Below are 24,920 nucleotides of genomic sequence, written 5' to 3'. Positions count from 1 at the left end.
GTTAATGATCTAAATTAAAAAAATGCTGACGATAATAGACAAGTTCTGAAATGGAATCACGAATATCGTCAAGCGCTTGATGGGTACCTTGTTTAGTAATACCTTTTAAAATTTCGGGTTTCCAACGTTTTGCTAATTCTTTAATGGTACTGACATCTAAGTAACGATAATGAAAATATTTTTCTAACTTAGGCATATAGTTAAATAAAAACCGCCGATCTTGACCAATCGTATTACCACATATTGGTGAGCAGTTTTCTGGTACCCATTGTTGTAAGAATGCGATTGTTTGTTGTTCAGCTTGCTGTTCTGAAATAGTACTTTTGCGTACACGGTCGATTAACCCAGAATTGCCATGAGTATTTTGATTCCATTCATCCATGAGCGCTAATTGTTCATCCGATTGATGAACAGCAATAACCGGACCTTCTGCAAGAATATTAAGGTCAGAATCAGTTACAATGGTGGCAATTTCAATAATACGATCAGTTTTTGGATCAAGTCCCGTCATTTCAAGATCAATCCAAATTAGATTACTACTATTAATTTGAGAGTGTTTGATCATAATTTGCTGTGGAAATTTTCTTTTTAATGCCGAGTAGTGTAGCATATCTGTCAAACTGTTTAGTAAAAAATTCGTAACTGTGGCAAAAAATCAATTATCAAAAAATCAAAAAAGGCGTGTAGCTGCTAAACATCAGCAACGATTAGAGACAAGACAAGATGACAACTTGTCGAGTTTTTCGTTGCCGCGTGAAGGTGTCGTTGTGAGTCGTTATGGTAAATCTGCTGACGTCGAAGATGATACTGGACTAATTTATCGTTGCAGTATTCGCCGTACATTACCGTCGTTGGTTACTGGTGATAAAGTAATATGGCGAGAGAGCTTGGAACCCAATACTAATGGTATTATTGAGGCGGTGCATCCTCGACACTCAGAATTGGTGCGTCCGGATTTTTATGATGGTGTCAAACCTGTGGCAGCCAATGTTGATCAGATTGTCATTATATCGGCAGTTTTACCGGAATTATCCTTGAACATTATTGATCGTTATTTAGTGGCGTGTGAAGCAACCAATATTCATCCCATAATTGTGTTAAATAAAATTGATTTACTTACTCCTGAACAGCGTACTGAGATTGAAAAGCAGTTATCAATTTATCGGGAAATTGGTTATCCGTTATTGTTTGTTTCTTGCCAAAATCAACAAGGTCTGGCTCCTTTGCAAGATGCATTGCAAGGAAAAGTGTCTATTTTGGTTGGTCAGTCTGGCGTAGGTAAATCAAGCATTATTAATCTGTTATTACCTGAACAGGCACAATCAGCTTTAACAGGCGATATCTCTGAATTATCGGGTCTTGGTCAACATACCACAACCTCTACAAGGCTTTATCATTTACCCAATGGTGGCGATATCATTGATTCGCCGGGGATTCGTGAATTTGGATTATGGCATCTTGAACCTGAACAGGTTATTCATGGCTTTATAGAATTTGATGATTATTTAGGCGGGTGTCAATTTCGTGATTGTAATCACTTAAATACACCAGGGTGTTTGTTACAAAAAGCGGTAAAAGAAGGAAAAATAGCACCATCGAGACTTGATAATTATCATCGTATTTTACAATCGATGAAGGATGTGAAGGCTAAAACAAATAAAAGCTATAAATAGCCTGCTTTTCAATACGTTCAGAAAATGACAGTGAGCTTGAATGAGTTAGAAAACAGTGCTCATAATCTCAAAACACATGATTATGAGCAATCGCATTAGCTATTTTAACTATTGGCGCTTTTTAAGTGCAAAACCGATAGCGACATACGCCCAACCTTGGAAAATAAGGTCAATTCCTAAAAACATACCCAATACCCAAAGGCTATCGTATGGCCAGCCGGCAATAATCATTAAACCTAAAATTAGCGTAATAATGCCCGATGCTAAAATCCATCCCCAACGCGGTATTTCTCGGTTATTTAATGATGCAAATATTTGTGTAAACCCACTGATAACCAGTAAGAGTGAAATCAGTAAGGTAAATGCAGAAGAAACGGCAATAGGTTGGAAATACGCCATGAATCCAATGAAGATATATAAGATGCCCATTACTGCCCATAAGGCTGTTTGACCAAACCCTTTGATATTAAAGGCATGGACTATTTGCGCAATACCTGCAATTAAGAGTAATGAACCGATAAAGTAAACAGAAAAGACAGTTGCTATAAACTGGTAGCCTAATGCTAAGCATCCCAGAATAATTAAAATCACACCGATAAAAATAAACCAGCCTGTTTTTTGTTTAAGATCTTGAGTGTTATTTTCAGTAGATATCATATTAAATTCCTATTTTATATGGTTAACTTTCGGTTGTAATCAACATATTCTTTCAATTCAAACTTGCCAGACGTTTTAAGCAAGCGAAAAGAAAGCATGACGGTGGTAATGCTAAATGTGCAAAGAAAATGCGTACTATTTCCATTGCGTATAATTATTAATCAATATAATAAAACTAATTGTCCTTTTAATTTTTATCTTTCAGTGCTTCATCTAATGTTGAATAAAACATTAATTTATTCGAAATTGGTATAAACTTGGCTCTGGCTAATGTTTTCAGTGGTTGGAATTGTAATTCACAAATAGATAAATCTACCTGATCTGGCAATTCGTCAATAAAATGGCGTAATGCATTAAGCCCACCCGCATCAAGAATAGGCACCGCATCCCACTGTAATACGATGTGCTCATAGCCATTTATTTTCTGATAGATTTCAGAAAAGGTACGTTCAGCGGCGGCAAAAAATAGCGGTCCATTAATGCGAAGCACTAATGTTTTTTCACTGCTTCGATTAAGTTCAACCAATCGTGTCATGTGTGCAATACGACGCATAAATAGGATTGAAGCTAAGACTATGCCAAGTGTTATAGCAATAACCATATCAAATAATACGGTTAAAGACATGCAAATAAGCATGATTAAAATATCATCTTTAGGTGCGCATTTAATTATGTATATCACTCTTTGCACAGCGCTCATATTCCATGCCACAATTAATAACAAGGCAGCCATTGCTGATAAAGGGATATAGGACAATAATGGCGCAAAACAAATAAGTGCAAGCAATACGACAATCGAATGCAGTACGGCCGCAATAGGTGATGTTGCGCCAGCTTTGACATTAGCAGCGGAACGGGCTATAGCAGCTGTTGCTGAAATTCCTCCAAAAAACGGCGCAATAATATTGCCTAATCCTTGTCCGATAAGTTCACTATTTGAATGATGTTTTGTGTGGGTCATTTCATCTAATACAACGGCACATAATAATGATTCAATCGCACATAACATCGCCATTGTAAGCGAAATTGGAAGCAGAGCGGATAACATTGACCAATCCCATTTAAAATCAGCGTGCTGCCAAGGTAAGATAAATTCGGGTAAAACGGACGGGATACCATGCCCGATGCTATTATCAGGTAAAATATAGGTAAATCGAGAACCGATAGTTTCAATTTCATAGCCAAATTGATTCAAAATAAACATGACCAAAATACCCGTTATTAATGCCGGTAAATGCCCGGATATTTTTATCCGAAGTTTTGGCCACACAATCAGTACTATCAGTGTTACAATCCCTACTAAAGTATCGGCAAGATTAATAGTTGGAAAGGTTTTCACTAAAGCGGTTACTTTGCTGATATAGCTTTCCGGCATGTGCTCAAGTGTTAAACCAAAAAAGTCTTTGATTTGCATGGTGGCGATAGTTATCGCAATGCCAGAGGTAAAGCCTAAAACAACAGGTAAAGGAATATATTCAATTAACCGACCAAGTCGAATTACCCCCATGATAATCAGAAAGACACCGGATAATAAGGTAGCAACAAGTAATCCGGATAAACCAAATTGCAATGAAACGGGATATAAAATCACGACAAATGCCGCTGTTGGGCCTGACACGCTGAAGCGTGAACCTCCGGTTAATGCAATGACAAAACCTGCAATTATTGCGGTGTAAAGCCCATGTTGTGGTGGAACACCACTCGCTATTGCTAAAGCCATGGCTAATGGTATAGCAATAATACCAACAGTAATACCAGCAATTAAATCCTTAAAAAAACGGGTTGATGTGTAACGATCTTTTATGCACGCTGCGATAAAAGCGCAACAAATTTTAGTGCCAGTTATGCCATATAATTTCATTATTTTTATTCGACTGAGAGAAGTTTTTTGAAATGCTTACTAAGATAATCTTTTTTACAAAAATTAAAAGAGTGTTATCAAAATAATTTATATTGTCATTTAATTGCGTTCGGCTTTTTCAATTTAAATATAGATGAATTGATTTGAGATGATTTTGTAAATTGTTTCTAAAGTGCTTTTTTCTATTGATTTGATACTGGAAACGATTAAAAATAATGTCTTAGACCGATTCGCTTTTCTCGATATGGTGTGATTAGTCGGAGCAATGTATGGAAGTAATTAATCAAAACGTGTTTGTTCATTCTTTTAGGGGAATAGGTGCAATTATGTTACTGGCTTTCTCTTCATTTTGCTTTGCATTACCACAACTAGCAGGCTCAAAGACGGCCTATCATTATGATACTAAACAAACCATTACCCCTACTCCAAAAGGCTATCAAGCATTTTATATTAATCACATTGGTCGCCATGGTTCTCGCTATATTAGTAAATCAAAAAATGAAGAAATTGCTTATCACACATTATTATTAGCCGACAAAGATAATCAACTCACTGATAGTGGAAAATTGTTACTCAAGCAAGTTTTGTATATTAAACAGTTGAATAATAATCATTATGGAGAGTTAACCGATTTAGGGCGTCAAGATATTGGTCTCATCAGTCAGCGAATGTTAAAAAATAATCCAACTGTCTTTAAAGGACATAACATTGCGGTGATTTCATCTACTTCGCCTAGAGCTAAAGAAACGGCTGAAATTTTTGTTCAACCATTTAAAGAAAAGTATCCTTATATTCACGTCACCACCCAGCCCGAAAATGAACAAACGTTGTTACGCTTTTTTAACTATTCGCCTGCTTATGATAAATATAAACAGAGTAAAGTGGTTAAAAATGCTTTAAAAGAAATTAAATTTTCACCTAAAACTATCGAACTGAGTCAAACAGTTGCCATGAAATTTTTTACCCATAATTTTATTGAAAAATTAAATGTTGGAATGGATATTGGTGAATATAATTCGATTAAAACCGAAGATTTTAGTCTGGCTGTTTATCAACTCTATCAAGAGTTAGAGTCATTACCTACTGAGGTATTAGTTAATCATCAACTTAATTTTGATGATTATTTTTCAGAGCAAGCAAATGCGTGGTTTAATACAGTTGTCACCGCCAAAAATTATTTACAAATCGGTCCGGCATTTGATGCTAATGGTATTCAAATTAAAATTGCTGCACCTTTATTAAGGGATATGCTAATGACAGCCGATAACGCAATTACCAGTAATAATGTTGATGCTAATTTGCGTTTTGCCCATGCAGAGACACTTTCACCGTTAGCAACGCTAATGGAAATTGAGGGTACAGCAAAAGTTGCCAAGACGTTATTTGATTATCCGACTGTCTGGCATGCAGAAAAAATTATTCCTATGGGCGCCAATATACAATGGATTTTTTATAAAAGCGAACAAGCACACCATCCGATACTGGTTAAAATCTTGTTAAATGAACAAGAAGTCCATCTACCAATTAGCACCCAACAATATCCTTATTATCATTGGCAGGATGTTAAACAGTTTTATACCAATAAATTAAATCAATTAGGCTTAAATGAAAATCAACCCGATATCGATATACTTAAAAAATTAAAATGATTTTAGATTGAGTATATGGTAAATGATTGTATTTCTGAACTTAGATGAAGTAGTAACTATTCCTGAATAAGCTTATGATTCGTCCGATGACTAAACCTGAAGCCAGAAGGTCACCGGACCATCATTAATTAATGATACTTGCATATCTGCTGCAAACTGACCAGTTTGCGTCTTAATATTCTTTTGGCATTGCTCAACAAAGAATTGATACAGTCTTTTGGCATCTTCTGGTTTAGCACCTTTGGTAAAGCTTGGACGCATTCCTTTTTGGGTATCTGCAACTAAAGTAAATTGGGATACAACAAGAACTTCCCCTTGAGCTTGATTAACACTAAGGTTCATCTTACCGTCGCTGTCACTGAAAATACGGTAGCCAAGGACTTTTTCACATAATCGAATTGCTTTTTGTTCATCATCATCTTGCTCAACACCGAGTAATATCAACAAGCCATGATTAATTTTTCCAATAATCTGATCTTCAACTGTGACAGAAGCTTGTTTAACACGTTGGATTAAGGCGATCATAAAAATATTACTCCGGTTGAGTTTGGTTATCCGATATTCGTTTTTTGGGGCGGTTAAATTCGGTTAAGGTTGCTGCAAATTCAGCGCCAAATAAGACAATACACCAAGAACAGTAAATCCAAACAAGCATGATTGGAATGGAAGATACTACGCCATAGATTAATTGATAAGTTGGAAATGAACTTACATAAAACGCAAAGGCACGTTTACCTATTTCAAATAATATCGCTGCAACAATCGCACCAATGAATGACTCTTTAAAAGGAACGGATTCAGTAGGAATAATACTGTAAAGTAGCCAAAATCCAACGACAGAAATGATAAACGGTAAACTACTCAGCATAATATTTCCCGTTGCTCCAGTTGATAACCAGTTTAACGAAAATATATACGAACTGACCGCTACACTTGAGCCCGCTAAAATAGGGCCCAAAGTCAATATGGTCCAGTACATAGTTAAATTATACATAAATGAGCGTTTGCGTTTTGTTCTCCAAATATGATTAAGGGCACTATTAATTGAGTTAATAAGCAATAATGAGGTAACGATTAATCCAACTATACCCACTACCGTCATCTTTTTAGTATTGGTAATAAATTGTTCTAAGTAATTTTGAATGGTATCACTTGCGGTGGGCACAAGATTACTGTAGATGAGCTGTTTTAGCGATAGGCTAATTTCATCAAACATTGGAAAAGCGGATAATAATGAAAAAATAACAGTGATAAGCGGAACAAGTGCCAGTATTGTGGTATAGGCAAGGCTGGCAGAGGATGTGGTCAACTGATCCTGATTAATTTTAACCCACAACATTTTTAAGAACAACGTTATCTGCTGAAATGTTTTCATGGTTTTTTCTATTTGTTAGAAAGAATACAATTATTGATCCCACTATTTTTTAATGAGTTCAACGCTTTATCAGCTTCGCTTTTGCTAGCATAGGGCCCAGCTGTAACGCGATATAACTGACCTGAAGAAATATTACCATTTATACCTGTCATAGCAAGTTGAGCTTTTAGGGTGTCCGCATTGGCTTTTTCCTTAAAAGCACCACATTGTAATGTCCATTTCGTTGTTGTCGATGATGTTTGATTGGTATTCGATCGTGTATTGGTGTTATTCGCAAAACTATCTAAAATTTGTTGCCGTTCGCTTGCAACTGAATTCGATGTTGCGTTTGAACTGGCATTGGGTGTTTCTAGCGCTTTAAGGTATGTCCAACGTTCCTGAGGTTGCTCTGGTAAGGTAACGGCAGGTGGAGGCGTTTTGACTTTTGGTTGTTCAACGGGTTTGTTAGGTTTATTATTGGTAATTAAATAGAGAATGGCGGAAAATAAGACAATAAGAACAATTGCCATAAATATCATAAATTTTGGCATAAAGCTTGATTTGTTTTTTTTCGGTCGACCTTTTCTTCTCACATAATCACGCTGAACCACAATATACTCTCTTATTCTTTTTTTATTGATATGGAATAACTGATTATTATACAAATAAAAAAAGTGGCTTACACCACTTTTTAGCATTTTCTTTAACTACAATAGTTAACAGATTCGGGCATTAAGCCAATGCTTTAATCTGTTTAATTAAATTTGCTTTATGACGTGCAGCTTTATTTTTGTGGATTAAGCCACGAGCCGCTTGACGGTCAACAACTGCTTGCATGTCTTTGAATGCTACTTCAGCTGTTTGTTTATCACCAGCTGCAACAGCTGCGTAAACTTTCTTGATATAAGTACGCATCATTGAACGGTTACTAGCATTATGTTTACGGCGTTTTTCGGATTGAACCGCACGTTTTTTAGCTGATTTGATATTAGCCAAAGTCAACTCCCAAGTTTAAATAAAATTACATATTAATAAGGCGGCAAAATATGCCTGATTTTCTGCCAGTTGTCAATGCTGTTACATAAAAAATTTGCAATTTATAAATTACACATTGATGACAAACGTTTACTATTTGAACAATAATCGCTATAACCTAAAAAGAATTTTTATGTTAGAATACGTGAAGTTTATTTTTATTTATATTTTTTTATTAAGAGGAAGTCTCATGTCTGTTATTAGAATGCAAGATCTTGATCTAAAAGGGAAACGTTTATTTATTCGTTCAGATCTTAATGTACCAGTCAAAAATGGTAAAGTCACTTCTGATGCACGTATCAAGGCATCATTACCGACAATTGAAGAAGCAATCAAAAAAGGCGCTAAAGTGATGGTGACTTCTCACATTGGTCGTCCAACAGAAGGAGAATACAACCCTGAATTCTCGTTGCAACCAGTCGTTGATTACTTAAAAGAACATGTTTCATTTCCTGTCCGTCTTGTTAAAGATTACCTTGATGGTGTAGATGTTAAAGAAGGCGAATTAGTGGTTCTTGAAAATGTACGCTTCAATGTAGGTGAAGGTAAAGATGATGAAACATTATCAAAAAAATATGCTGCACTTTGTGATATCTATGTAATGGATGCGTTTGGAACAGCTCACCGTGCTCAAGCTTCAACGCATGGCGTGGGTAAATTTGCACCAATTGCTTGTGCTGGTCCTTTATTAGCTGCTGAACTTGATGCATTAGGTAAAGCACTTGATAACCCAGCTCGTCCAATGGTTGCGATTGTTGCGGGTTCTAAAGTATCAACTAAACTTACTGTACTTGATTCGCTTTCAAAAATCGCTGATCAAATTATTGTCGGTGGTGGTATTGCTAATACTTTCATTGCGGCTGAAGGTTATAATGTAGGTAAATCGCTGTATGAAGCAGATTTAATCCCAGAAGCGAAAAAATTGATGGCTAACTGTCATATTCCTGTACCTACTGATGTGCGTGTTGCGACTGAATTCAGTGAAACAGCAACGGCTACAGAAAAATCAGTTTCTGATGTTAAAGAAAATGAACAAATTCTTGATTTAGGTGATAAATCAGCTGAAGCATTAGCTGATATTATTAAAAAAGCGAAAACCATATTATGGAATGGTCCAGTTGGTGTATTTGAATTCCCTAATTTCCGTCGTGGGACTGAAATTGTTGCTAAAGCAATTGCTGATAGTGAAGGTTTTTCAATTGCCGGTGGTGGTGATACGTTAGCTGCAATTGACTTATTTGGAATTGAAGATAAAATTTCTTACATCTCAACTGGTGGAGGTGCCTTCCTTGAGTTTGTTGAAGGTAAAAAACTTCCTGCTGTTGCAATGTTAGAAGCGAGAGCAAAAGCATAATATAGATTCAGTAAAAAGGATGAGATGATTACTCATCCTTTATTTTTTATAATAATTAAATCATAGGTAATAAAATGGCTACAAAGATTTCTGATGTCGTTAAACCCGGTGTTGTAACTGGTGATGATGTTCAAAAAGTATTTCAAATCGCTCGTGAAAATAACTTTGCTTTACCAGCAGTTAACTGTGTTGATACCAACACAATTAATGCGGTAATTGAAACAGCGGCAAAAGTAGGTTCTCCTGTTATTGTTCAATTCTCAAATGGTGGTGCACAGTTCATCGCTGGTAAAGGTCTTAAATTAGAAGGACAAGAATGTGCAGTACTAGGTGCTATCTCTGGTGCAAAACATGTTCATTTAATGGCTGAAAAATATGGTGTGCCAGTGATTGTTCACACTGACCACTGTGCAAGAAAATTACTTCCATGGGTTGATGGCTTACTTGATGCTGGTGAAACTCACTTTGCTAAAACCGGTAAACCACTATTTTCTTCACACATGATCGACCTGTCAGAAGAAACATTAAAAGATAACATTGATATTTGTTGTCAGTATCTTGCTCGTATGTCTGCAATGAAAATGACATTAGAGCTAGAATTAGGTTGTACTGGTGGTGAAGAAGATGGTGTGGATAACAGCCATATGGATAGTTCAGCACTTTATACTCAACCTGAAGATGTCGCTTATGCTTATGAGCGTTTAAGCGAAATTAGTCCTCGTTTCACTATCGCTGCATCATTTGGTAACGTGCATGGTGTATATAAACCAGGTAATGTTAAATTAACACCAAAAATTTTAGATAACTCACAAAAATACGTATCAGAAAAATTCAACTTACCTGAAAAATCACTGAACTTCGTATTCCATGGTGGTTCAGGCTCAACACCTGAAGAAATTGCAGAAGCAGTTAGTTATGGCGTTATTAAAATGAATATCGATACCGATACTCAATGGGCTAACTGGGCGGGTATTTTAGATTACTACAAAGCAAATGAAGCTTATTTACAAGGTCAATTAGGTAATCCAGAAGGACCTGATGCGCCAAACAAAAAATACTATGATCCACGTGTTTGGTTACGTAAAGGTCAAGATTCTTTAGTTGCTCGTTTAGAACTTGCATTTAAAGAACTTAACGCTGTTAACGTACTTTAATTAACGTTTTCATTTTTAATACAAAGTGGGGAATCGCCTACTTTGTATTAATTGTTCATAAAATAAATCTTGCATTTGTATATCAATTGTAGGATAATTCTGCCCTCATTTAACTTAGGGGAGCTGTCTATTTATATAATAGAAGCGTTTGCACCCGAGAGAAGGAAACCAAAAAATGGCAAAAAAAGTACAGGCTTACATCAAGTTGCAAGTTGCAGCTGGTGCAGCAAATCCTAGTCCACCAGTTGGTCCAGCACTTGGTCAACATGGTGTTAATATCATGGAATTCTGTAAAGCATTTAATGCGAAAACAGAAAGCATGGAAAAAGGTCTACCTATTCCAGTTGTTATTTCAGTCTATTCAGACCGTTCATTCACCTTTGTTACTAAGACTCCTCCTGCGGCAGTACTATTAAAGAAAGCTGCTAAAATCAAGTCTGGTTCAGGTGAGCCTAACAAGAAAAAAGTAGGTAAAGTAACGAGTGCTCAAATTCGCGAAATCGCTGAATTAAAAGCTGCAGATATGAATGGTGCTACCATTGAATCAATGATGCGTTCTATTGAAGGAACTGCTCGTTCAATGGGCTTGGAAGTGGAGGGTTAATCAATGGCTAAATTATCTAAGAAAGCTAAACTTATCCGCGAAAAAGTGAATGCAACTAAACAATATGAAATCAACGAAGCAATTGCTTTATTAAAAGAGCTTGCAACTGCTAAATTTACTGAAAGCGTTGATGTTGCCGTAAATTTAGGTATTGATTCACGTAAATCAGACCAAAATGTTCGTGGTGCAATTGTATTACCACATGGTACTGGTCGTAGCGTTCGTGTAGCTGTGTTTACACAAGGTGCAAATGCAGAAGCAGCTAAAGAAGCTGGTGCTGAATTAGTTGGTATGGACGATCTTGCGGATCAAATCAAAAAAGGCGAAATGAATTTTGATGTCGTTATCGCATCACCAGATGCTATGCGTGTAGTTGGTCAATTAGGTCAAATTTTAGGTCCACGTGGTTTAATGCCAAACCCTAAAGTTGGTACTGTAACGCCTAACGTTGCTGAAGCAGTAAAAAATGCGAAAGCAGGTCAAATCCGTTACCGTAATGATAAAAATGGTATTATCCATACGACTATCGGTAAAGCTGATTTTGATGCAGCTAAACTTAAAGAAAATTTAGAAGCATTACTTGTTGCGTTAAAACGTGCAAAACCAGCATCTTCTAAAGGTGTCTTTGTTAAGAAAGTAAGTCTTTCTACTACTATGGGCGCTGGTGTTGCTATCGATCAAACAACATTGAATGCATCTGTTTAATTAATCATTATTAATTAAACAAAAAAATCGGTTGGTGTCTGGCCTTAACCAGACCCCGTCCAAGACCGTAGGTGTAATTGACGTTTAATTACTTAATTTTCCTACGTAGACGGTGACAGAACCTGATAAGATATAATACAGGAATTCTGCTCATCGTGGTTGTGCTAACTATATTGTTATAGTTAGTTTAAATAAGTCTAGGCTTTGCCTAGTTTTAATCCAGGAGCAAAACCAATGGCACTAAATCTTCAAAATAAACAAGAAATTGTTGCTGAAGTTAATGAAATCGCCAAAGGTGCGCTATCTGCAGTTGTTGCCGATTCTCGTGGCGTAACTGTAGAAAAAATGACTGCATTACGTAAATCTGCTCGTGAAGCGGGTGTTTATATGCGTGTTGTTCGTAATACGCTATTACGCCGTGTTGTAGAGGGCACTCAATATGAGTGTTTAAAAGATACGTTTGTTGGTCCTACTCTAATTGCGTTTTCAAACGAGCACCCAGGTGCTGCTGCGCGTATTTTTAAAGCGTTTGCAAAAGAAAACGATAAATTTGAGATTAAAGCCGCAGCCTTTGAAGGTGAGTTAATTACTGCAGCGAACATTGATCGCTTAGCAACATTACCTACTTATGAAGAAGCATTAGCTCGCTTGATGTCAACCATGAAAGAAGCCGCAGCTGGCAAATTGGTTCGTACTCTTGCAGCTGTTCGTGATCAAAAAGAAGCTGCTTAATTAGCAGTATGATGACGAATTTTATTAATTAAAAATTGTAAATTTGGGAAACTATATTATGTCTATCACTAAAGAACAAATTTTAGATGCAGTTGCTGAAATGTCTGTAATGGACGTTGTTGAACTAGTATCTATGATGGAAGAAAAATTCGGTGTTTCTGCAGCAGCAGCTGTTGCAGTTGCAGCAGCAGGTCCAGCTGAAGCAGCTGAAGAGAAAACTGAATTTGATGTAATCTTAAAAGATGTTGGTGCAAATAAAGTAGCTGTTATCAAAGCAGTTCGTGGTGCAACTGGTTTAGGCTTAAAAGAAGCTAAAGATCTTGTTGAATCAGCTCCTGCAACAGTTAAAGAAGGTGTTAGCAAAGCTGATGCTGAAGAACTTAAAAAGGCACTTGAAGAATCTGGTGCAGCTGTCGAACTTAAATAAGTTAATCGATAGCAAGCTAAATGGCTGGGGGTTTTACCTCCAGCCTTTTTGCGCTGTAAAAAGTCGAAGAATTTTATTTGAAGACTATCAATAAAAAGCAATAAAGAAATAGTATATTTATTAAGCCTAATCAATTGATATTTATAGATATTTTCGATGAGGTGTCAGGCGTTATTACTCGATTGAAGTGCTCCTGATGAATATTTAATCATGCTAAAATAGCAGATAAGCAAGTTGAGGAACTAATGGTTTACTCTTATACCGAGAAAAAACGAATTCGTAAGAATTTTGGTAAGCGTCCACAAGTCTTGGATATACCGTATCTTCTTTCTATTCAACTTGATTCGTTCCAGAAATTTATTGAGCAAGATCCAGAAGGTCAGTATGGTTTAGAAGCCGCTTTTCGTTCAATATTTCCGATAAAAAGTTATAGTGGTAATGCTGAGTTACAATACGTGAGCTTTAAGATGGGCGAACCTGTGTTTGATGTAAAAGAATGTCAAATTAGAGGGATCACTTACTCAGCACCGTTGCGCGTAAAATTACGTTTAGTTATTTATGATAAAGATGCACCAGAAGGAACTGTAAAAGATATTAAAGAGCAAGACGTCTACATGGGCGAAATTCCTTTAATGACGGACAATGGAACATTTGTAATCAATGGCACCGAACGGGTAATCGTTTCACAGTTACATCGTAGTCCAGGTGTGTTCTTTGATAGTGATAAAGGTAAAACACACTCTTCTGGTAAAGTTTTATATAATGCTCGGATTATTCCTTATCGTGGCTCTTGGCTTGATTTCGAATTTGATCCAAAAGACAATCTTTTTGCTCGTATTGACCGTCGTCGTAAACTTCCAGCAACAATTATTTTGCGCGCATTAGGTTATGAAACAGAAGAAATTTTAAATATCTTCTTTGAGAAAACCATTTTTGAAGTTGGCAAATCCAAATTAAAAATGGATTTAGTCCCAGAGCGTTTACGTGGTGAAACAGCCTTATTTGATATTGAATCAAAAGGTAAAGTGTACGCTGAAAAAGGTCGCCGTATTACTGCACGTCATATTCGTGAATTAGAAAAAGATAAAGTAAGCAAAATTGATGTACCTGTTGAATACATCGTTAATAAAGTGCTTGCTAAAAACTATGTTAATGACGCAACAGGTGAAGTAATTGCATTTGCTAATACACCAATTTCATTAGAATTGTTATTAGAATTAACCAATGCAGGCTACAAAAAAATTGAAACATTATTCACCAATGATCTTGATCATGGTGCATTTATCTCTGAAACATTAAATGTTGATTCAACACGCGATCGTTTAGGTGCATTAGTTGAAATTTATCGCATGATGCGACCGGGCGAGCCACCAACAAAAGAAGCTGCAGAAGCGTTATTTGACAACTTATTCTTCTCTGATGAACGTTATGATTTATCAGCGGTTGGTCGAATGAAGTTTAATCGTTCTTTAGGGCGTGATGATATTGAAGGTCAAAGCGTTTTAACTAAAGATGATATCGTTGACGTTATGAAGAAATTAATCAGTATTCGTAATGGTCATGGCGATGTTGATGATATCGACCATTTAGGTAATCGTCGTATTCGTAGCGTTGGTGAAATGGCAGAAAACCAATTCCGTATTGGTTTAGTACGTGTTGAAAGAGCCGTGAAAGAGCGTTTATCTTTAGGTGATCTTGATTCATTAATGCCACAAGATATGATTAATGCTAAACCAATTTCAGCGGCAATCCGTGAGTTCTTTGGTTCTAGCCAGTTATCTCAGTTTATGGATCAAAACAATCCATTATCTGAAATTACGCATAAACGTCGTATTTCTGCATTAGGTCCGGGTGGTTTAACTCGTGAGCGAGCAGGCTTTGAAGTACGTGACGTACATCCAACTCATTATGGTCGTGTATGTCCGATTGAAACGCCTGAAGGTCCAAATATCGGTTTGATTAACTCGTTAGCGGTCTATTCTCGTACTAATGAGTATGGTTTCTTAGAAACACCATATCGTCGAGTGATTGACGGTGTTGTGACTGATGAAATTAATTATTTATCAGCGATTGACGAAAGTGAATTTGTTATTGCACAGGCAAACTCAAACCTTGATGAAGAAGGTCGCTTTAAAGAAGATTTAGTGACTTGTCGTTTAAATGGTGAGTCAGGCTTATATAGTCCAGAACAAGTTCATTATATGGACGTTTCAACACAACAAATCGTGTCAGTCGGTGCGTCATTAATCCCATTCTTGGAACATGACGATGCGAACCGTGCTTTGATGGGTGCAAACATGCAACGTCAAGCCGTTCCGACGTTAAAAGCGGAAAAACCATTTGTTGGTACCGGTATGGAACGTGCGGTAGCTGTTGACTCAGGTGTAACAGCCGTTGCTCGTCGTGGTGGTACTGTTCAATATGTTGATGCGTCACGTATCGTAGTCAATGTAAATGCTGATGAAATGTATGCGGGTGAAACAGGGATTGATATTTATAACTTAACTAAATATACCCGTTCTAACCAAAATACCTGTATCAATCAAATTCCATGTGTGGAATTAGGCGAAAAAGTTGAACGTGGTGATGTACTTGCAGATGGTCCATCAACTGATTTAGGTGAACTTGCATTAGGTCAAAACATGCGCGTGGCATTTATGCCATGGAATGGTTATAACTTTGAGGATTCTATTTTAGTTTCTGAAAAAGTGGTACAAGATGATCGTTTCACCTCGATCCATATTCAAGAGTTATCTTGTGTATCTCGAGATACTAAATTAGGTGCTGAAGAAATCACAGCTGATATTCCAAATGTGGGTGAAGCAGCGCTTTCTAAATTAGATGAATCAGGTATTGTTTATATCGGTGCTGAAGTTAAAGGTGGTGATATTCTTGTTGGTAAAGTGACGCCTAAAGGTGAAACACAATTAACACCAGAAGAAAAATTACTACGTGCAATTTTCGGTGAAAAAGCATCTGACGTTAAAGATACGTCTTTACGTGTACCAAATGGTGTTTCTGGTACGGTTATTGATGTCCAAGTCTTCACTCGTGATGGTGTACAAAAAGATAAACGTGCACTTGAAATTGAAGAGATGCAACTTAAACAAGCAAGAAAAGATTTAACTGAAGAGCTTAAAATCTTAGAAGCAGCTTTATTTGCGCGTATTCGTGATGTGTTAATTTCAGGTGGTATTAAAGCTGATAAATTAGATGCCTTACCACGAGAAAAATGGTTAACAATCGGTATTTCAAACGAAAGCAAACAAGCACAGTTAGAGCAACTTGCTGAACAGCACGAAGAAATTAAACTTGAGTTTAACAAAAAACTTGAAGCTAAACGCATGAAGATTACACAAGGTGATGATTTACAACCTGGTGTTCTCAAAATTGTTAAAGTTTACTTAGCGGTTAAACGTCAAATTCAGCCTGGTGATAAAATGGCGGGTCGTCATGGTAACAAAGGGGTTATCTCTAAGATTAATCCAATTGAAGATATGCCATATGATGACAAAGGTCGTCCAGTTGATATCGTGTTAAACCCACTAGGGGTTCCATCTCGTATGAACATTGGACAGATTCTAGAAACCCACTTAGGTATGGCGGCTAAAGGTATTGGTCAAAAAATTGATACAATGCTTAAAGAACAGCAAGAACTTGCTAAATTACGTGAGTTTATCCAAAAAGCATACGATCTTGGTTTGGGTGCTGCACAAAAAGTTAATGTTGCAGAATTTACCGATCAAGAAGTGATGACATTGGCACAAAATTTACGTAATGGTATGCCACTTGCTACACCAGTGTTTGATGGTGCAAAAGAGCAAGAAATCAAGTCATTACTAGAATTGGGTGATTTGCCGACTTCAGGCCAAATTACATTGTATGATGGTCGTACAGGTGAACAGTTTGAACGTCCGGTAACGGTAGGTTATATGTACATGCTGAAATTAAATCACTTAGTTGATGATAAGATGCATGCACGTTCTACAGGTTCATATAGTCTGGTTACTCAACAGCCATTGGGTGGTAAAGCTCAATTTGGTGGTCAGCGTTTCGGTGAGATGGAAGTATGGGCACTTGAAGCTTATGGTGCTGCTTACACACTACAAGAAATGCTAACGGTTAAATCAGATGACGTAAACGGCCGTACTAAGATGTATAAAAATATTGTAGATGGTGATCATCGTATGGAACCGGCGATACCAGAATCATTTAATGTATTGTTAAAAGAGATTCGTTCGTTAGGTATTAATATCGAGTTAGATGAAGAGTAATCTTCACTCACTAAAAATGATTTCTATTTATAGGGATAACTTATTAGCGATAATAAGTTATCTAATTGGTTTAACTCCATAGGAGCCAATTGTGAAAGACTTACTAAAGTTTCTAAAAGCACAGACAAAAACAGAAGATTTTGATGCTATCAAGATAGGTCTTGCCTCTCCTGATATGATTCGTTCATGGTCTTTTGGTGAAGTTAAAAAACCTGAAACAATCAACTATCGAACGTTCAAACCTGAGCGTGATGGATTGTTTTGTGCGCGTATTTTTGGACCAGTTAAAGACTATGAATGTTTATGTGGAAAATATAAACGTTTAAAACACCGTGGTGTGATCTGTGAAAAATGTGGCGTTGAAGTAACACAAGCGAAAGTACGTCGTGAGCGTATGGGGCATATTGAACTTGCATCGCCAACTGCACACATCTGGTTTTTAAAATCATTACCATCTCGTATTGGTTTATTGTTAGATATGCCACTTCGTGATATCGAACGTGTTCTTTATTTTGAATCATTTATGGTTCTTGATGGTGGTATGACCAACTTAGAGCGTGGTCAAATCTTAACAGAAGAGCAATATTTAGATGCGTTAGAAGAGTTTGGTGATGAATTCGATGCTCGCATGGGTGCCGAAGCTATCCAAGAGTTGTTGCGTAATATTGATGTACAAGCTGAATGTGAAGCACTACGTGACGAACTTTCAACAACAAACTCTGAAACAAAACGGAAAAAAATCACTAAACGGATTAAGATTATTGAAGCATTCATTCAATCAGAAAATAAACCTGAATGGATGATCTTAAACGTATTGCCTGTGTTGCCACCAGATTTACGTCCATTAGTACCACTTGATGGCGGACGTTTTGCAACATCAGATTTGAATGATCTTTATCGTCGAGTGATCAACCGTAATAACCGTTTAAAACGTTTATTAGACTTAGCTGCGCCAGATATTATTGTACGTAATGAAAAACGTATGTTACAAGAATCTGTCGACGCATTATTAGATAATGGTCGCCGTGGTCGTGCTATTACCGGTTCAAACAAACGTCCATTAAAATCACTTGCCGATATGATTAAAGGTAAGCAAGGTCGTTTCCGTCAAAACCTATTAGGTAAACGTGTTGACTACTCAGGTCGTTCTGTAATTACAGTAGGGCCATACTTGCGTTTACACCAATGTGGTTTACCGAAAAAGATGGCACTTGAGCTTTTCAAACCATTTATCTACGGTAAATTAGAGCGTCGTGGCTATGCAACAACCATCAAAGCTGCGAAGAAAATGGTTGAACGTGAAGATGCGATTGTTTGGGATATCTTAGATGAAGTTATCCGTGAACATCCAGTATTACTAAACCGTGCACCAACACTTCACAGATTGGGTATTCAGGCATTTGAACCTATCTTAATTGAAGGTAAAGCGATTCAGTTACATCCATTAGTTTGTGCGGCATTCAATGCTGACTTCGATGGTGACCAAATGGCGGTTCACGTACCATTAACGTTAGAAGCGCAATTAGAAGCGCGTGCGTTAATGATGTCAACCAACAACATTCTTTCGCCTGCGAGTGGTGAGCCTATTATTGTTCCTTCTCAGGACGTGGTATTAGGTCTTTACTACATGACTCGTGATAAAGTCAATGCGAAAGGTGAAGGCATGATTTTAACCGGTCCTAAAGAAGCAGAAAAACTGTATCGCTTAGGTCTTGTTGAGTTACATGCTAAAGTTAAAGTGCGTATCACAGAAAGCCAACGTAATAGTGTTGGTGAGTGGGAAGAAACAACCTCAGTTATTGATACAACTGTTGGGCGTGCTATTTTATGGTTGATTATGCCAAAAGGGATGAGTTACTCAGTGATTAACCAACCACTTGGCAAAAAAGCAATTTCACGTATTTTGAATATTTGCTATCGTCAACTAGGTATGAAAGAAACCGTTATTTTGGCTGACCAAGTGATGTATACCGGTTTTGCTTATGCTGCACGTTCTGGTGTTTCAGTTGGTATTGATGATATGGAAATTCCAGCTAAGAAATTACAAATCATCAACGAAGCTGAAATTGAAGTTGCTGAAATTCAAGAGCAATTCCAATCAGGTTTAGTCACAGCAGGTGAACGTTATAATAAAGTTATCGATATTTGGGCAGCAGCCAATGAACGTGTTGCAAAAGCCATGATGGATAACTTATCAACTGAAAAAGTGATTAATCGTGAAGGTAAAGAAGAAGTACAATCTTCTTTCAACAGTATTTATATGATGGCCGACTCAGGTGCGCGGGGTTCTGCAGCACAGATTCGTCAGTTAGCAGGTATGCGTGGTTTGATGGCAAAACCGGATGGTTCTATTATCGAAACACCAATTACGGCAAACTTCCGTGAAGGATTAAACGTACTTCAGTACTTTATTTCTACCCATGGTGCGCGTAAAGGTCTTGCTGATACAGCGTTAAAAACGGCGAACTCTGGTTATTTGACTCGTCGTTTAGTTGATGTTGCTCAAGATTTAGTTGTTATTGAAGACGATTGTGGCACATTAGAAGGCGTAGTGATGACACCGGTTATCGAAGGTGGGGATGTTAAAGAGCCACTTCGTGAACGTGTATTAGGTCGTGTAACGGCTGAAGATGTGTTAAAACCAGGTAGTGCCGATATATTAATTCCACGTAACACATTACTTGATGAAAGCTACTGTGATTTACTAGAGGCTGAATCGGTTGATAGTGTTAAAGTCCGTTCTGTGGTTTCGTGTGATACTGATTTTGGTGTTTGTGCGAAATGTTATGGTCGTGACTTAGCACGTGGTCACTTAGTGAACAAAGGTGAAGCAATTGGTGTTATCGCAGCTCAATCAATCGGTGAGCCAGGTACACAGTTAACCATGCGTACGTTCCATATCGGTGGTGCGGCATCAAGAGCGGCGGCAGAATCAAGTGTTCAAGTTAAAAACAAAGGTAGTATTAAATTAACCAATGCTAAATTTGTGACTAACCCAGACAAGAAATTGGTTATTACATCACGTAATGCTGAGTTAACGATTATCGATGATTTAGGTCGAATGAAAGAGACTTACAAAGTTCCTTATGGTTCGATTTTAACAAAAGGTAATGGTGCAGCAGTCGATGCTGGTGAAACAGTTGCTAACTGGGATCCACATACAATGCCAGTTATCTCTGAAGCGAAAGGCTTTGTAAAATTTGTTGATATGGTGGATGGTCAAACTATTACCCGTCAAACCGACGAATTAACAGGTTTATCATCGATTGTTATTTTAGATGTCGCTGAGCGAACAGGTGTTGGTAAAGATTTACGTCCGGCAATCAAGATTGTTGATGCTAAAGGTAAAGATATCTATGTTGCGGGTACTGAAATGCTTGCACAATACTTCTTACCAGGTAAAGCATTAGTTCAATTAGAAGATGGTGCAGAAATCAATGTCGGTGATACGCTTGCACGTATTCCACAAGCCTCTGTAGGGACTAAAGATATTACCGGTGGTTTACCACGCGTAGCTGACCTATTTGAAGCTCGTAAACCGAAAGAATCAGCTATTCTTGCTGAAATTGATGGTATTATTTCGTTTGGTAAAGAGACCAAAGGTAAACGTCGCTTGATCATCACGCCATTAGATGGCAGTGAACCATATGAAGAGATGATTCCTAAATGGCGTCAACTTAACGTATTTGAAGGCGAACAAGTTGGACGTGGTGATGTGATTTCCGATGGGCCTGAATCAGCACATGATATCTTACGTCTACGTGGCGTAAATGCGGTAACACGTTACATTGTTAACGAAGTTCAAGAAGTTTATCGTCTGCAAGGTGTAAAAATCAATGATAAACACATTGAAGTTATCGTTCGTCAGATGCTGCGTAAAGCAACGGTTATTCATCCGGGTGGTTCTCGTCTACTTGACGGTGAACAACTTGAAGTTTCACGCTTGAAGATTATTAATCGTGAGCTTGAAGCACAAGGTAAAGAACCAATTGTTTATTTACACGATCTACTTGGTATTACTAAAGCATCATTAACAACTGAATCGTTTATTTCTGCGGCATCGTTCCAAGAAACGACTCGCGTATTAACCGAAGCAGCTGTTGCTGGTAAAAACGACGAATTACGTGGCTTAAAAGAAAACGTTATTGTTGGTCGATTGATTCCGGCTGGTACTGGTTATGCTTACCATAAAGAGCGTTTACGTAAACGTGCAATGCCATCAAGTGATGATATTCAAACAACAATTTCTGCTGAAGAAGCAACAGCTAACTTAGCTGAGTTGCTTAATTCTGCAGAAGAAAATCAATAGTCACTAGGACGAGTTATTAAAATAGCACGTGATTGCACGTGCTATTTTTTTATCTCAAATGAAATGAAAGGAGTTTTATATGTATATTGTTATGAACCGTTTTAAAATAAAACGAGGTAGTGAAGAGACTTTTATTGACATATGGCGTAACCGGGATAGCCATTTAAAAGAGATGAAAGGCTTTAATCGTTTTTACTTTCTACAAGGAAAAACTGAGCAGGATTATACTTTATTTTCCTCATTTGCTGAATGGGAATCTAAGGCGGATTTTGAAGCTTGGGTAAATTCAGATCACTTCAAACATACTCATCGTAATACGAATAATCGACCGAATAATAGTGATATCTATTTTGAACCGGCACAATTAGAATGTTTTGATGTTTTACTAAAATAATAAATTTGATGAAACAAGCAAAAATCTAATATTCTGATTCATCATTAATTCATTAAGGTTATGTGAGCAATAATCCAATAATGACATACTAGACTTTAATAAGTAGTTATGATTATACTTCGCAAAGTTTATAAAAATAGCTATAATACAATCTAACTATTATAAAAAATTAGTGTGATTAGCGTATACTTATTCTAAAAAAATATAAAACCAAAGAAAAATTAAGCTAATCCACATTGAATTACTTTTTTCCTGACTATCTTTTCTTTATTACTTATAGTGTTCTTTTTAGTTCTGATTCAACTCATGTTTATGTATTAATGATATTCAGTACTCATTTCATATATTGATCTATATTTTGATGTCCTTAGTTTAATTGTTATTGGTTTCAATCAGTTGTGTTTTTCTAAATTACCTATTAATTAGACAATTTTATAAGGGGGTTACGATGAAATCAAAACTAGTGTTACTCATTATTGCGTTACTTATTGTTGCAGGATTCATTTTTTTTAAAAACTACAATAGTATCCAAACCCAAGATGAAAAAGTGGCAGCTTCATGGTCAGAAGTTATTAACCAGTATAAACGTCGAGCCGATTTAGTTCCTAATTTGGTTAATACTGTTAAAGGGTACGCGACACACGAAAAAGAGGTATTTACACAAGTCACTGACGCCCGAGCCAAAGTTGGTTCAATACAATTAAATGCAGATCAACTTACCGATCCTGCTTTATTTTCTAAATTTCAACAAGCACAATCTGAATTAAGTTCTGCATTAAGTCGTTTGATAGCAGTTAGTGAAAATTATCCAGAGCTTAAAGCTAATACACTATATCAAGATTTAATGAGTCAATTGGAGGGTACCGAGAACCGTATTGCTGTTGCTCGAGGACGCTATATTGAAGCTGTACAAAATTTCAATACATATATCCGTCGATTACCCACAAAATGGGTAGCAGATGTTTTAGGTGTAAAACCAAAACAACAGTTTAGTGTTGAAAATGAAAAACAGATTTCTAATGCACCTACAGTTAATTTTGGGTAGAGAATATAATGAAGAGATATTTTTCAGTTAGCTTATTATTAATATTCAGTTGGTTTTGTTTTGGACTGACTGAAATTCCACAATTTACACGGCGGGTGATTGATACGACAAATACACTGACGCCATCACAAATTGATGATTTAGAATCGAGTCTAATTGAATTTGAAAAACCAAGAACTGATGGTGCACAAATTATAATTTTAATGATTGCAAAGCTTGAAGATGAAACCATTGAACAATGTGCAACTCGAGTTTTTGCTCAATGGGGAATAGGAAAAAAAGGACAAGATAATGGTATTTTATTATTAATCGCTAAAGACGATAGACGTATTCATATTGAAGTCGGTTATGGGTTAGAGGGAACCATAACCGATTTAATTGCTAGTCATATTATACGTGAACAATTAACACCGGAATTCAAACAAAATAACTATTATCAAGGTATCAAAAATGCTATATCCGTCTTGAAACAAAAAATAGATAATTCAGAACCGCTGGGGAATGAAAATAGCAATGAATCTGATATTGGTACGCTTCTTGCTGGTGAATTTGGTGCTAAATTATTTAATTATGGTTTGGTCTCTTTTTTCATTTGCTTTGTTATCAATAGCATTATACCGCTAGGATCGTCTAAACGTTCGGCCAGTCGAAATTTGGGTACTGGGCTACTTAATGGGTTATCAGTAGGAGGGTTTACCTTATGGAATGGTCATTCTATATCCATTGCTTTTATCTTATTATTCTTGGCGTTTGTCATGAGCACGATTGCGAGTGGATTTTTACGAATAAACGGTAGCAGTGGTTCAGGTGGAGGCGGATTCCGTGGAGGAGGTTTTGGCGGTGGTGGGTTTGGAGGTGGTTCAGGAGGATTTAGCGGTGGCGGAGGTGGTCGTAGTGGTGGTGGTGGCGCTTCTGGTAGCTGGTAAATTGATTAGAAATCGTTTTAATTTGTTTGTTAAAATTGGCTTATAATTATCAAATAGAAATCTCAAATTTGATGTTTTTTTATATTATTGAAATAATAGAGTAATAAAAATATCAAGCCAATAATCAACGACTAAAACAAATTATCTTATACAATCCCATTGACGAAACCTTGATTTAAAGGTAATATGCGCGCCTTACGGCATCGTGTAGTTTTTAGCTACACTAAATAATTTTTTAAGGTAGATGTGCATATTTTATGCAAAATAAATTGCCATTAACGATCGACCCTATTAAAGCTGCACAGAAACGACTTGATTATGTTGGATATTATCCAGCAAAAAGTGCAACAAGGGTTGAAAGTCCAAAAAGTGATATCGAGTGCCGCTTATCTTTTGATTATGATGAGCAAAAACTCTGTGTTATCAAAATTGATGCGAAGATAACGTTGGAACTGATTTGCCAACGTTGTTTTAAACCTTTTATCACTGAAATTCATGTGATGAATAAATTTAGTCCTGTAAAGAGCGATGCTCAAGCAGAGACACTACCGGAACATTATGAACCTGTTCTGATGAACGAGTTCGGTGAAGTGGATATATTAGCGTTACTTGAGGACGAAATTATTCTCTCGTTACCAATTGCGCCGGTACATGATAGTAAACACTGCGAAGTGTCAGAGGCAGATATGGTCTTTGGTGATATTCCAAAAGAGAATGAAAAGCCAAATCCATTTGCAATTTTAGTTAGTTTAAAGAATAAGGGGTAA

21 protein-coding genes are annotated in these 24,920 nt (G+C 36.9%); 14 read left to right on the top strand and 7 right to left on the bottom strand.

Going from position 1 to position 24,920, the window contains the following annotated elements:
* Position 1: 1 nt before the first annotated feature.
* Complete coding sequence (gene orn / locus A9G10_RS12090; protein ID WP_065559759.1) at positions 2 to 565, bottom strand: oligoribonuclease; 564 nt, start codon at positions 563 to 565, stop codon at positions 2 to 4.
* 79 nt (positions 566 to 644) lie between these two features.
* Between orn and rsgA the strand changes: the two genes are divergently transcribed.
* A complete protein-coding gene (rsgA, locus tag A9G10_RS12085; protein WP_065559758.1) occupies positions 645 to 1,673 on the top strand; it encodes a small ribosomal subunit biogenesis GTPase RsgA in 1,029 nt (342 codons plus the stop codon).
* Between the two features lie 108 nt (positions 1,674 to 1,781).
* Here the strand turns inward: rsgA and A9G10_RS12080 are convergent, their stop codons facing one another.
* Together A9G10_RS12080 and dauA are read right to left on the bottom strand one after the other, a co-directional pair.
* Entirely contained in the window at positions 1,782 to 2,330 is a 549-nt protein-coding gene (locus A9G10_RS12080; protein ID WP_065559757.1) for an HdeD family acid-resistance protein, read from the bottom strand.
* A 187-nt stretch (positions 2,331 to 2,517) separates the two neighbouring features.
* Positions 2,518 to 4,191, bottom strand: a complete 1,674-nt coding sequence (gene dauA / locus A9G10_RS12075) for a C4-dicarboxylic acid transporter DauA (RefSeq protein ID WP_065559756.1) — start codon at positions 4,189 to 4,191, stop codon at positions 2,518 to 2,520.
* 269 nt (positions 4,192 to 4,460) lie between these two features.
* Between dauA and A9G10_RS12070 the strand changes: the two genes are divergently transcribed.
* Positions 4,461 to 5,840: a histidine-type phosphatase gene (locus A9G10_RS12070; RefSeq protein WP_065559755.1), complete on the top strand. Its 1,380-nt coding sequence runs from the start codon at positions 4,461 to 4,463 to the stop codon at positions 5,838 to 5,840.
* Positions 5,841 to 5,930: 90 nt separating this feature from the next.
* On the opposite strand, the gene dtd is transcribed toward A9G10_RS12070, so the two are convergent.
* From dtd to rpsT, 4 genes are read right to left on the bottom strand one after another with little or no spacing between them, the layout of a single operon-like run.
* A complete protein-coding gene (gene dtd, locus A9G10_RS12065) occupies positions 5,931 to 6,365 on the bottom strand; it encodes a D-aminoacyl-tRNA deacylase (RefSeq protein WP_065559754.1) in 435 nt (144 codons plus the stop codon).
* A 7-nt stretch (positions 6,366 to 6,372) separates the two neighbouring features.
* On the bottom strand, positions 6,373 to 7,215 hold the full coding sequence (locus A9G10_RS12060; protein WP_065559753.1) for a virulence factor BrkB family protein: 843 nt from the start codon (positions 7,213 to 7,215) through the stop codon (positions 6,373 to 6,375).
* A gap of 8 nt (positions 7,216 to 7,223) precedes the next feature.
* Complete coding sequence (locus tag A9G10_RS12055) at positions 7,224 to 7,892, bottom strand: SPOR domain-containing protein (protein WP_081299205.1); 669 nt, start codon at positions 7,890 to 7,892, stop codon at positions 7,224 to 7,226.
* A gap of 34 nt (positions 7,893 to 7,926) precedes the next feature.
* The gene (gene rpsT, locus A9G10_RS12050; RefSeq protein ID WP_025316521.1) at positions 7,927 to 8,190 is read right to left on the bottom strand and encodes a 30S ribosomal protein S20; all 264 of its coding nucleotides are present in this window, start codon (positions 8,188 to 8,190) and stop codon (positions 7,927 to 7,929) included.
* A 229-nt stretch (positions 8,191 to 8,419) separates the two neighbouring features.
* On the opposite strand from rpsT, the gene pgk reads away from it, so the two are divergent.
* From pgk to yceD, 12 genes are all read left to right on the top strand, one after another.
* Positions 8,420 to 9,583: a phosphoglycerate kinase gene (gene pgk, locus A9G10_RS12045; RefSeq protein ID WP_065559751.1), complete on the top strand. Its 1,164-nt coding sequence runs from the start codon at positions 8,420 to 8,422 to the stop codon at positions 9,581 to 9,583.
* A gap of 74 nt (positions 9,584 to 9,657) precedes the next feature.
* Complete coding sequence (fbaA, locus tag A9G10_RS12040; RefSeq protein WP_065559750.1) at positions 9,658 to 10,737, top strand: class II fructose-bisphosphate aldolase; 1,080 nt, start codon at positions 9,658 to 9,660, stop codon at positions 10,735 to 10,737.
* 175 nt (positions 10,738 to 10,912) lie between these two features.
* A complete protein-coding gene (rplK, locus tag A9G10_RS12035) occupies positions 10,913 to 11,341 on the top strand; it encodes a 50S ribosomal protein L11 (protein WP_065559749.1) in 429 nt (142 codons plus the stop codon).
* 3 nt (positions 11,342 to 11,344) lie between these two features.
* Complete coding sequence (gene rplA / locus A9G10_RS12030; RefSeq protein WP_065559748.1) at positions 11,345 to 12,046, top strand: 50S ribosomal protein L1; 702 nt, start codon at positions 11,345 to 11,347, stop codon at positions 12,044 to 12,046.
* Positions 12,047 to 12,280: 234 nt separating this feature from the next.
* Positions 12,281 to 12,778: a 50S ribosomal protein L10 gene (gene rplJ / locus A9G10_RS12025; RefSeq protein ID WP_025316516.1), complete on the top strand. Its 498-nt coding sequence runs from the start codon at positions 12,281 to 12,283 to the stop codon at positions 12,776 to 12,778.
* Positions 12,779 to 12,836: 58 nt separating this feature from the next.
* On the top strand, positions 12,837 to 13,205 hold the full coding sequence (gene rplL / locus A9G10_RS12020) for a 50S ribosomal protein L7/L12 (RefSeq protein WP_065559747.1): 369 nt from the start codon (positions 12,837 to 12,839) through the stop codon (positions 13,203 to 13,205).
* A 245-nt stretch (positions 13,206 to 13,450) separates the two neighbouring features.
* Positions 13,451 to 17,479 (top strand): DNA-directed RNA polymerase subunit beta, encoded by a 4,029-nt coding sequence (rpoB, locus tag A9G10_RS12015; protein WP_065559746.1) that lies wholly within the window; start codon positions 13,451 to 13,453, stop codon positions 17,477 to 17,479.
* 91 nt (positions 17,480 to 17,570) lie between these two features.
* Entirely contained in the window at positions 17,571 to 21,788 is a 4,218-nt protein-coding gene (gene rpoC, locus A9G10_RS12010; RefSeq protein WP_065559745.1) for a DNA-directed RNA polymerase subunit beta', read from the top strand.
* A 79-nt stretch (positions 21,789 to 21,867) separates the two neighbouring features.
* Entirely contained in the window at positions 21,868 to 22,182 is a 315-nt protein-coding gene (locus A9G10_RS12005) for an antibiotic biosynthesis monooxygenase family protein (RefSeq protein ID WP_065559744.1), read from the top strand.
* Positions 22,183 to 22,630: 448 nt separating this feature from the next.
* The gene (locus A9G10_RS12000; RefSeq protein WP_065559743.1) at positions 22,631 to 23,227 is read left to right on the top strand and encodes a LemA family protein; all 597 of its coding nucleotides are present in this window, start codon (positions 22,631 to 22,633) and stop codon (positions 23,225 to 23,227) included.
* Positions 23,228 to 23,235: 8 nt separating this feature from the next.
* Complete coding sequence (locus tag A9G10_RS11995) at positions 23,236 to 24,153, top strand: TPM domain-containing protein (RefSeq protein WP_065559742.1); 918 nt, start codon at positions 23,236 to 23,238, stop codon at positions 24,151 to 24,153.
* 257 nt (positions 24,154 to 24,410) lie between these two features.
* Positions 24,411 to 24,920, top strand: a complete 510-nt coding sequence (gene yceD / locus A9G10_RS11990) for a 23S rRNA accumulation protein YceD (RefSeq protein ID WP_065559741.1) — start codon at positions 24,411 to 24,413, stop codon at positions 24,918 to 24,920.

Origin of the sequence: Gilliamella sp. wkB308 (genome assembly GCF_001690185.1) — a bacterium.
Classification (GTDB): Bacteria; Pseudomonadota; Gammaproteobacteria; order Enterobacterales; family Orbaceae; genus Gilliamella; species Gilliamella apicola_I.
Note: the sequence above shows the minus strand (reverse complement) of the source record. Positions and strands in the feature narration are given on the sequence as shown.

Excerpts from the sequence above, each read along its gene's own strand:
- orn (WP_065559759.1), bottom strand. The coding sequence starts at position 565 with ATGATCAAACACTCTCAAATTAATAGTAGTAATCTAATTTGGATTGAT.
- A9G10_RS12080 (WP_065559757.1), bottom strand. The coding sequence starts at position 2,330 with ATGATATCTACTGAAAATAACACTCAAGATCTTAAACAAAAAACAGGC.
- dauA (WP_065559756.1), bottom strand. The coding sequence starts at position 4,191 with ATGAAATTATATGGCATAACTGGCACTAAAATTTGTTGCGCTTTTATC.
- A9G10_RS12070 (WP_065559755.1), top strand. The coding sequence starts at position 4,461 with ATGGAAGTAATTAATCAAAACGTGTTTGTTCATTCTTTTAGGGGAATA.
- dtd (WP_065559754.1), bottom strand. The coding sequence starts at position 6,365 with ATGATCGCCTTAATCCAACGTGTTAAACAAGCTTCTGTCACAGTTGAA.
- A9G10_RS12060 (WP_065559753.1), bottom strand. The coding sequence starts at position 7,215 with ATGAAAACATTTCAGCAGATAACGTTGTTCTTAAAAATGTTGTGGGTT.
- A9G10_RS12055 (WP_081299205.1), bottom strand. The coding sequence starts at position 7,892 with ATGCTAAAAAGTGGTGTAAGCCACTTTTTTTATTTGTATAATAATCAG.
- pgk (WP_065559751.1), top strand. The coding sequence starts at position 8,420 with ATGTCTGTTATTAGAATGCAAGATCTTGATCTAAAAGGGAAACGTTTA.
- fbaA (WP_065559750.1), top strand. The coding sequence starts at position 9,658 with ATGGCTACAAAGATTTCTGATGTCGTTAAACCCGGTGTTGTAACTGGT.
- rplK (WP_065559749.1), top strand. The coding sequence starts at position 10,913 with ATGGCAAAAAAAGTACAGGCTTACATCAAGTTGCAAGTTGCAGCTGGT.
- rplA (WP_065559748.1), top strand. The coding sequence starts at position 11,345 with ATGGCTAAATTATCTAAGAAAGCTAAACTTATCCGCGAAAAAGTGAAT.
- rplJ (WP_025316516.1), top strand. The coding sequence starts at position 12,281 with ATGGCACTAAATCTTCAAAATAAACAAGAAATTGTTGCTGAAGTTAAT.
- rplL (WP_065559747.1), top strand. The coding sequence starts at position 12,837 with ATGTCTATCACTAAAGAACAAATTTTAGATGCAGTTGCTGAAATGTCT.
- rpoB (WP_065559746.1), top strand. The coding sequence starts at position 13,451 with ATGGTTTACTCTTATACCGAGAAAAAACGAATTCGTAAGAATTTTGGT.
- A9G10_RS12005 (WP_065559744.1), top strand. The coding sequence starts at position 21,868 with ATGTATATTGTTATGAACCGTTTTAAAATAAAACGAGGTAGTGAAGAG.
- A9G10_RS12000 (WP_065559743.1), top strand. The coding sequence starts at position 22,631 with ATGAAATCAAAACTAGTGTTACTCATTATTGCGTTACTTATTGTTGCA.
- A9G10_RS11995 (WP_065559742.1), top strand. The coding sequence starts at position 23,236 with ATGAAGAGATATTTTTCAGTTAGCTTATTATTAATATTCAGTTGGTTT.
- yceD (WP_065559741.1), top strand. The coding sequence starts at position 24,411 with ATGCAAAATAAATTGCCATTAACGATCGACCCTATTAAAGCTGCACAG.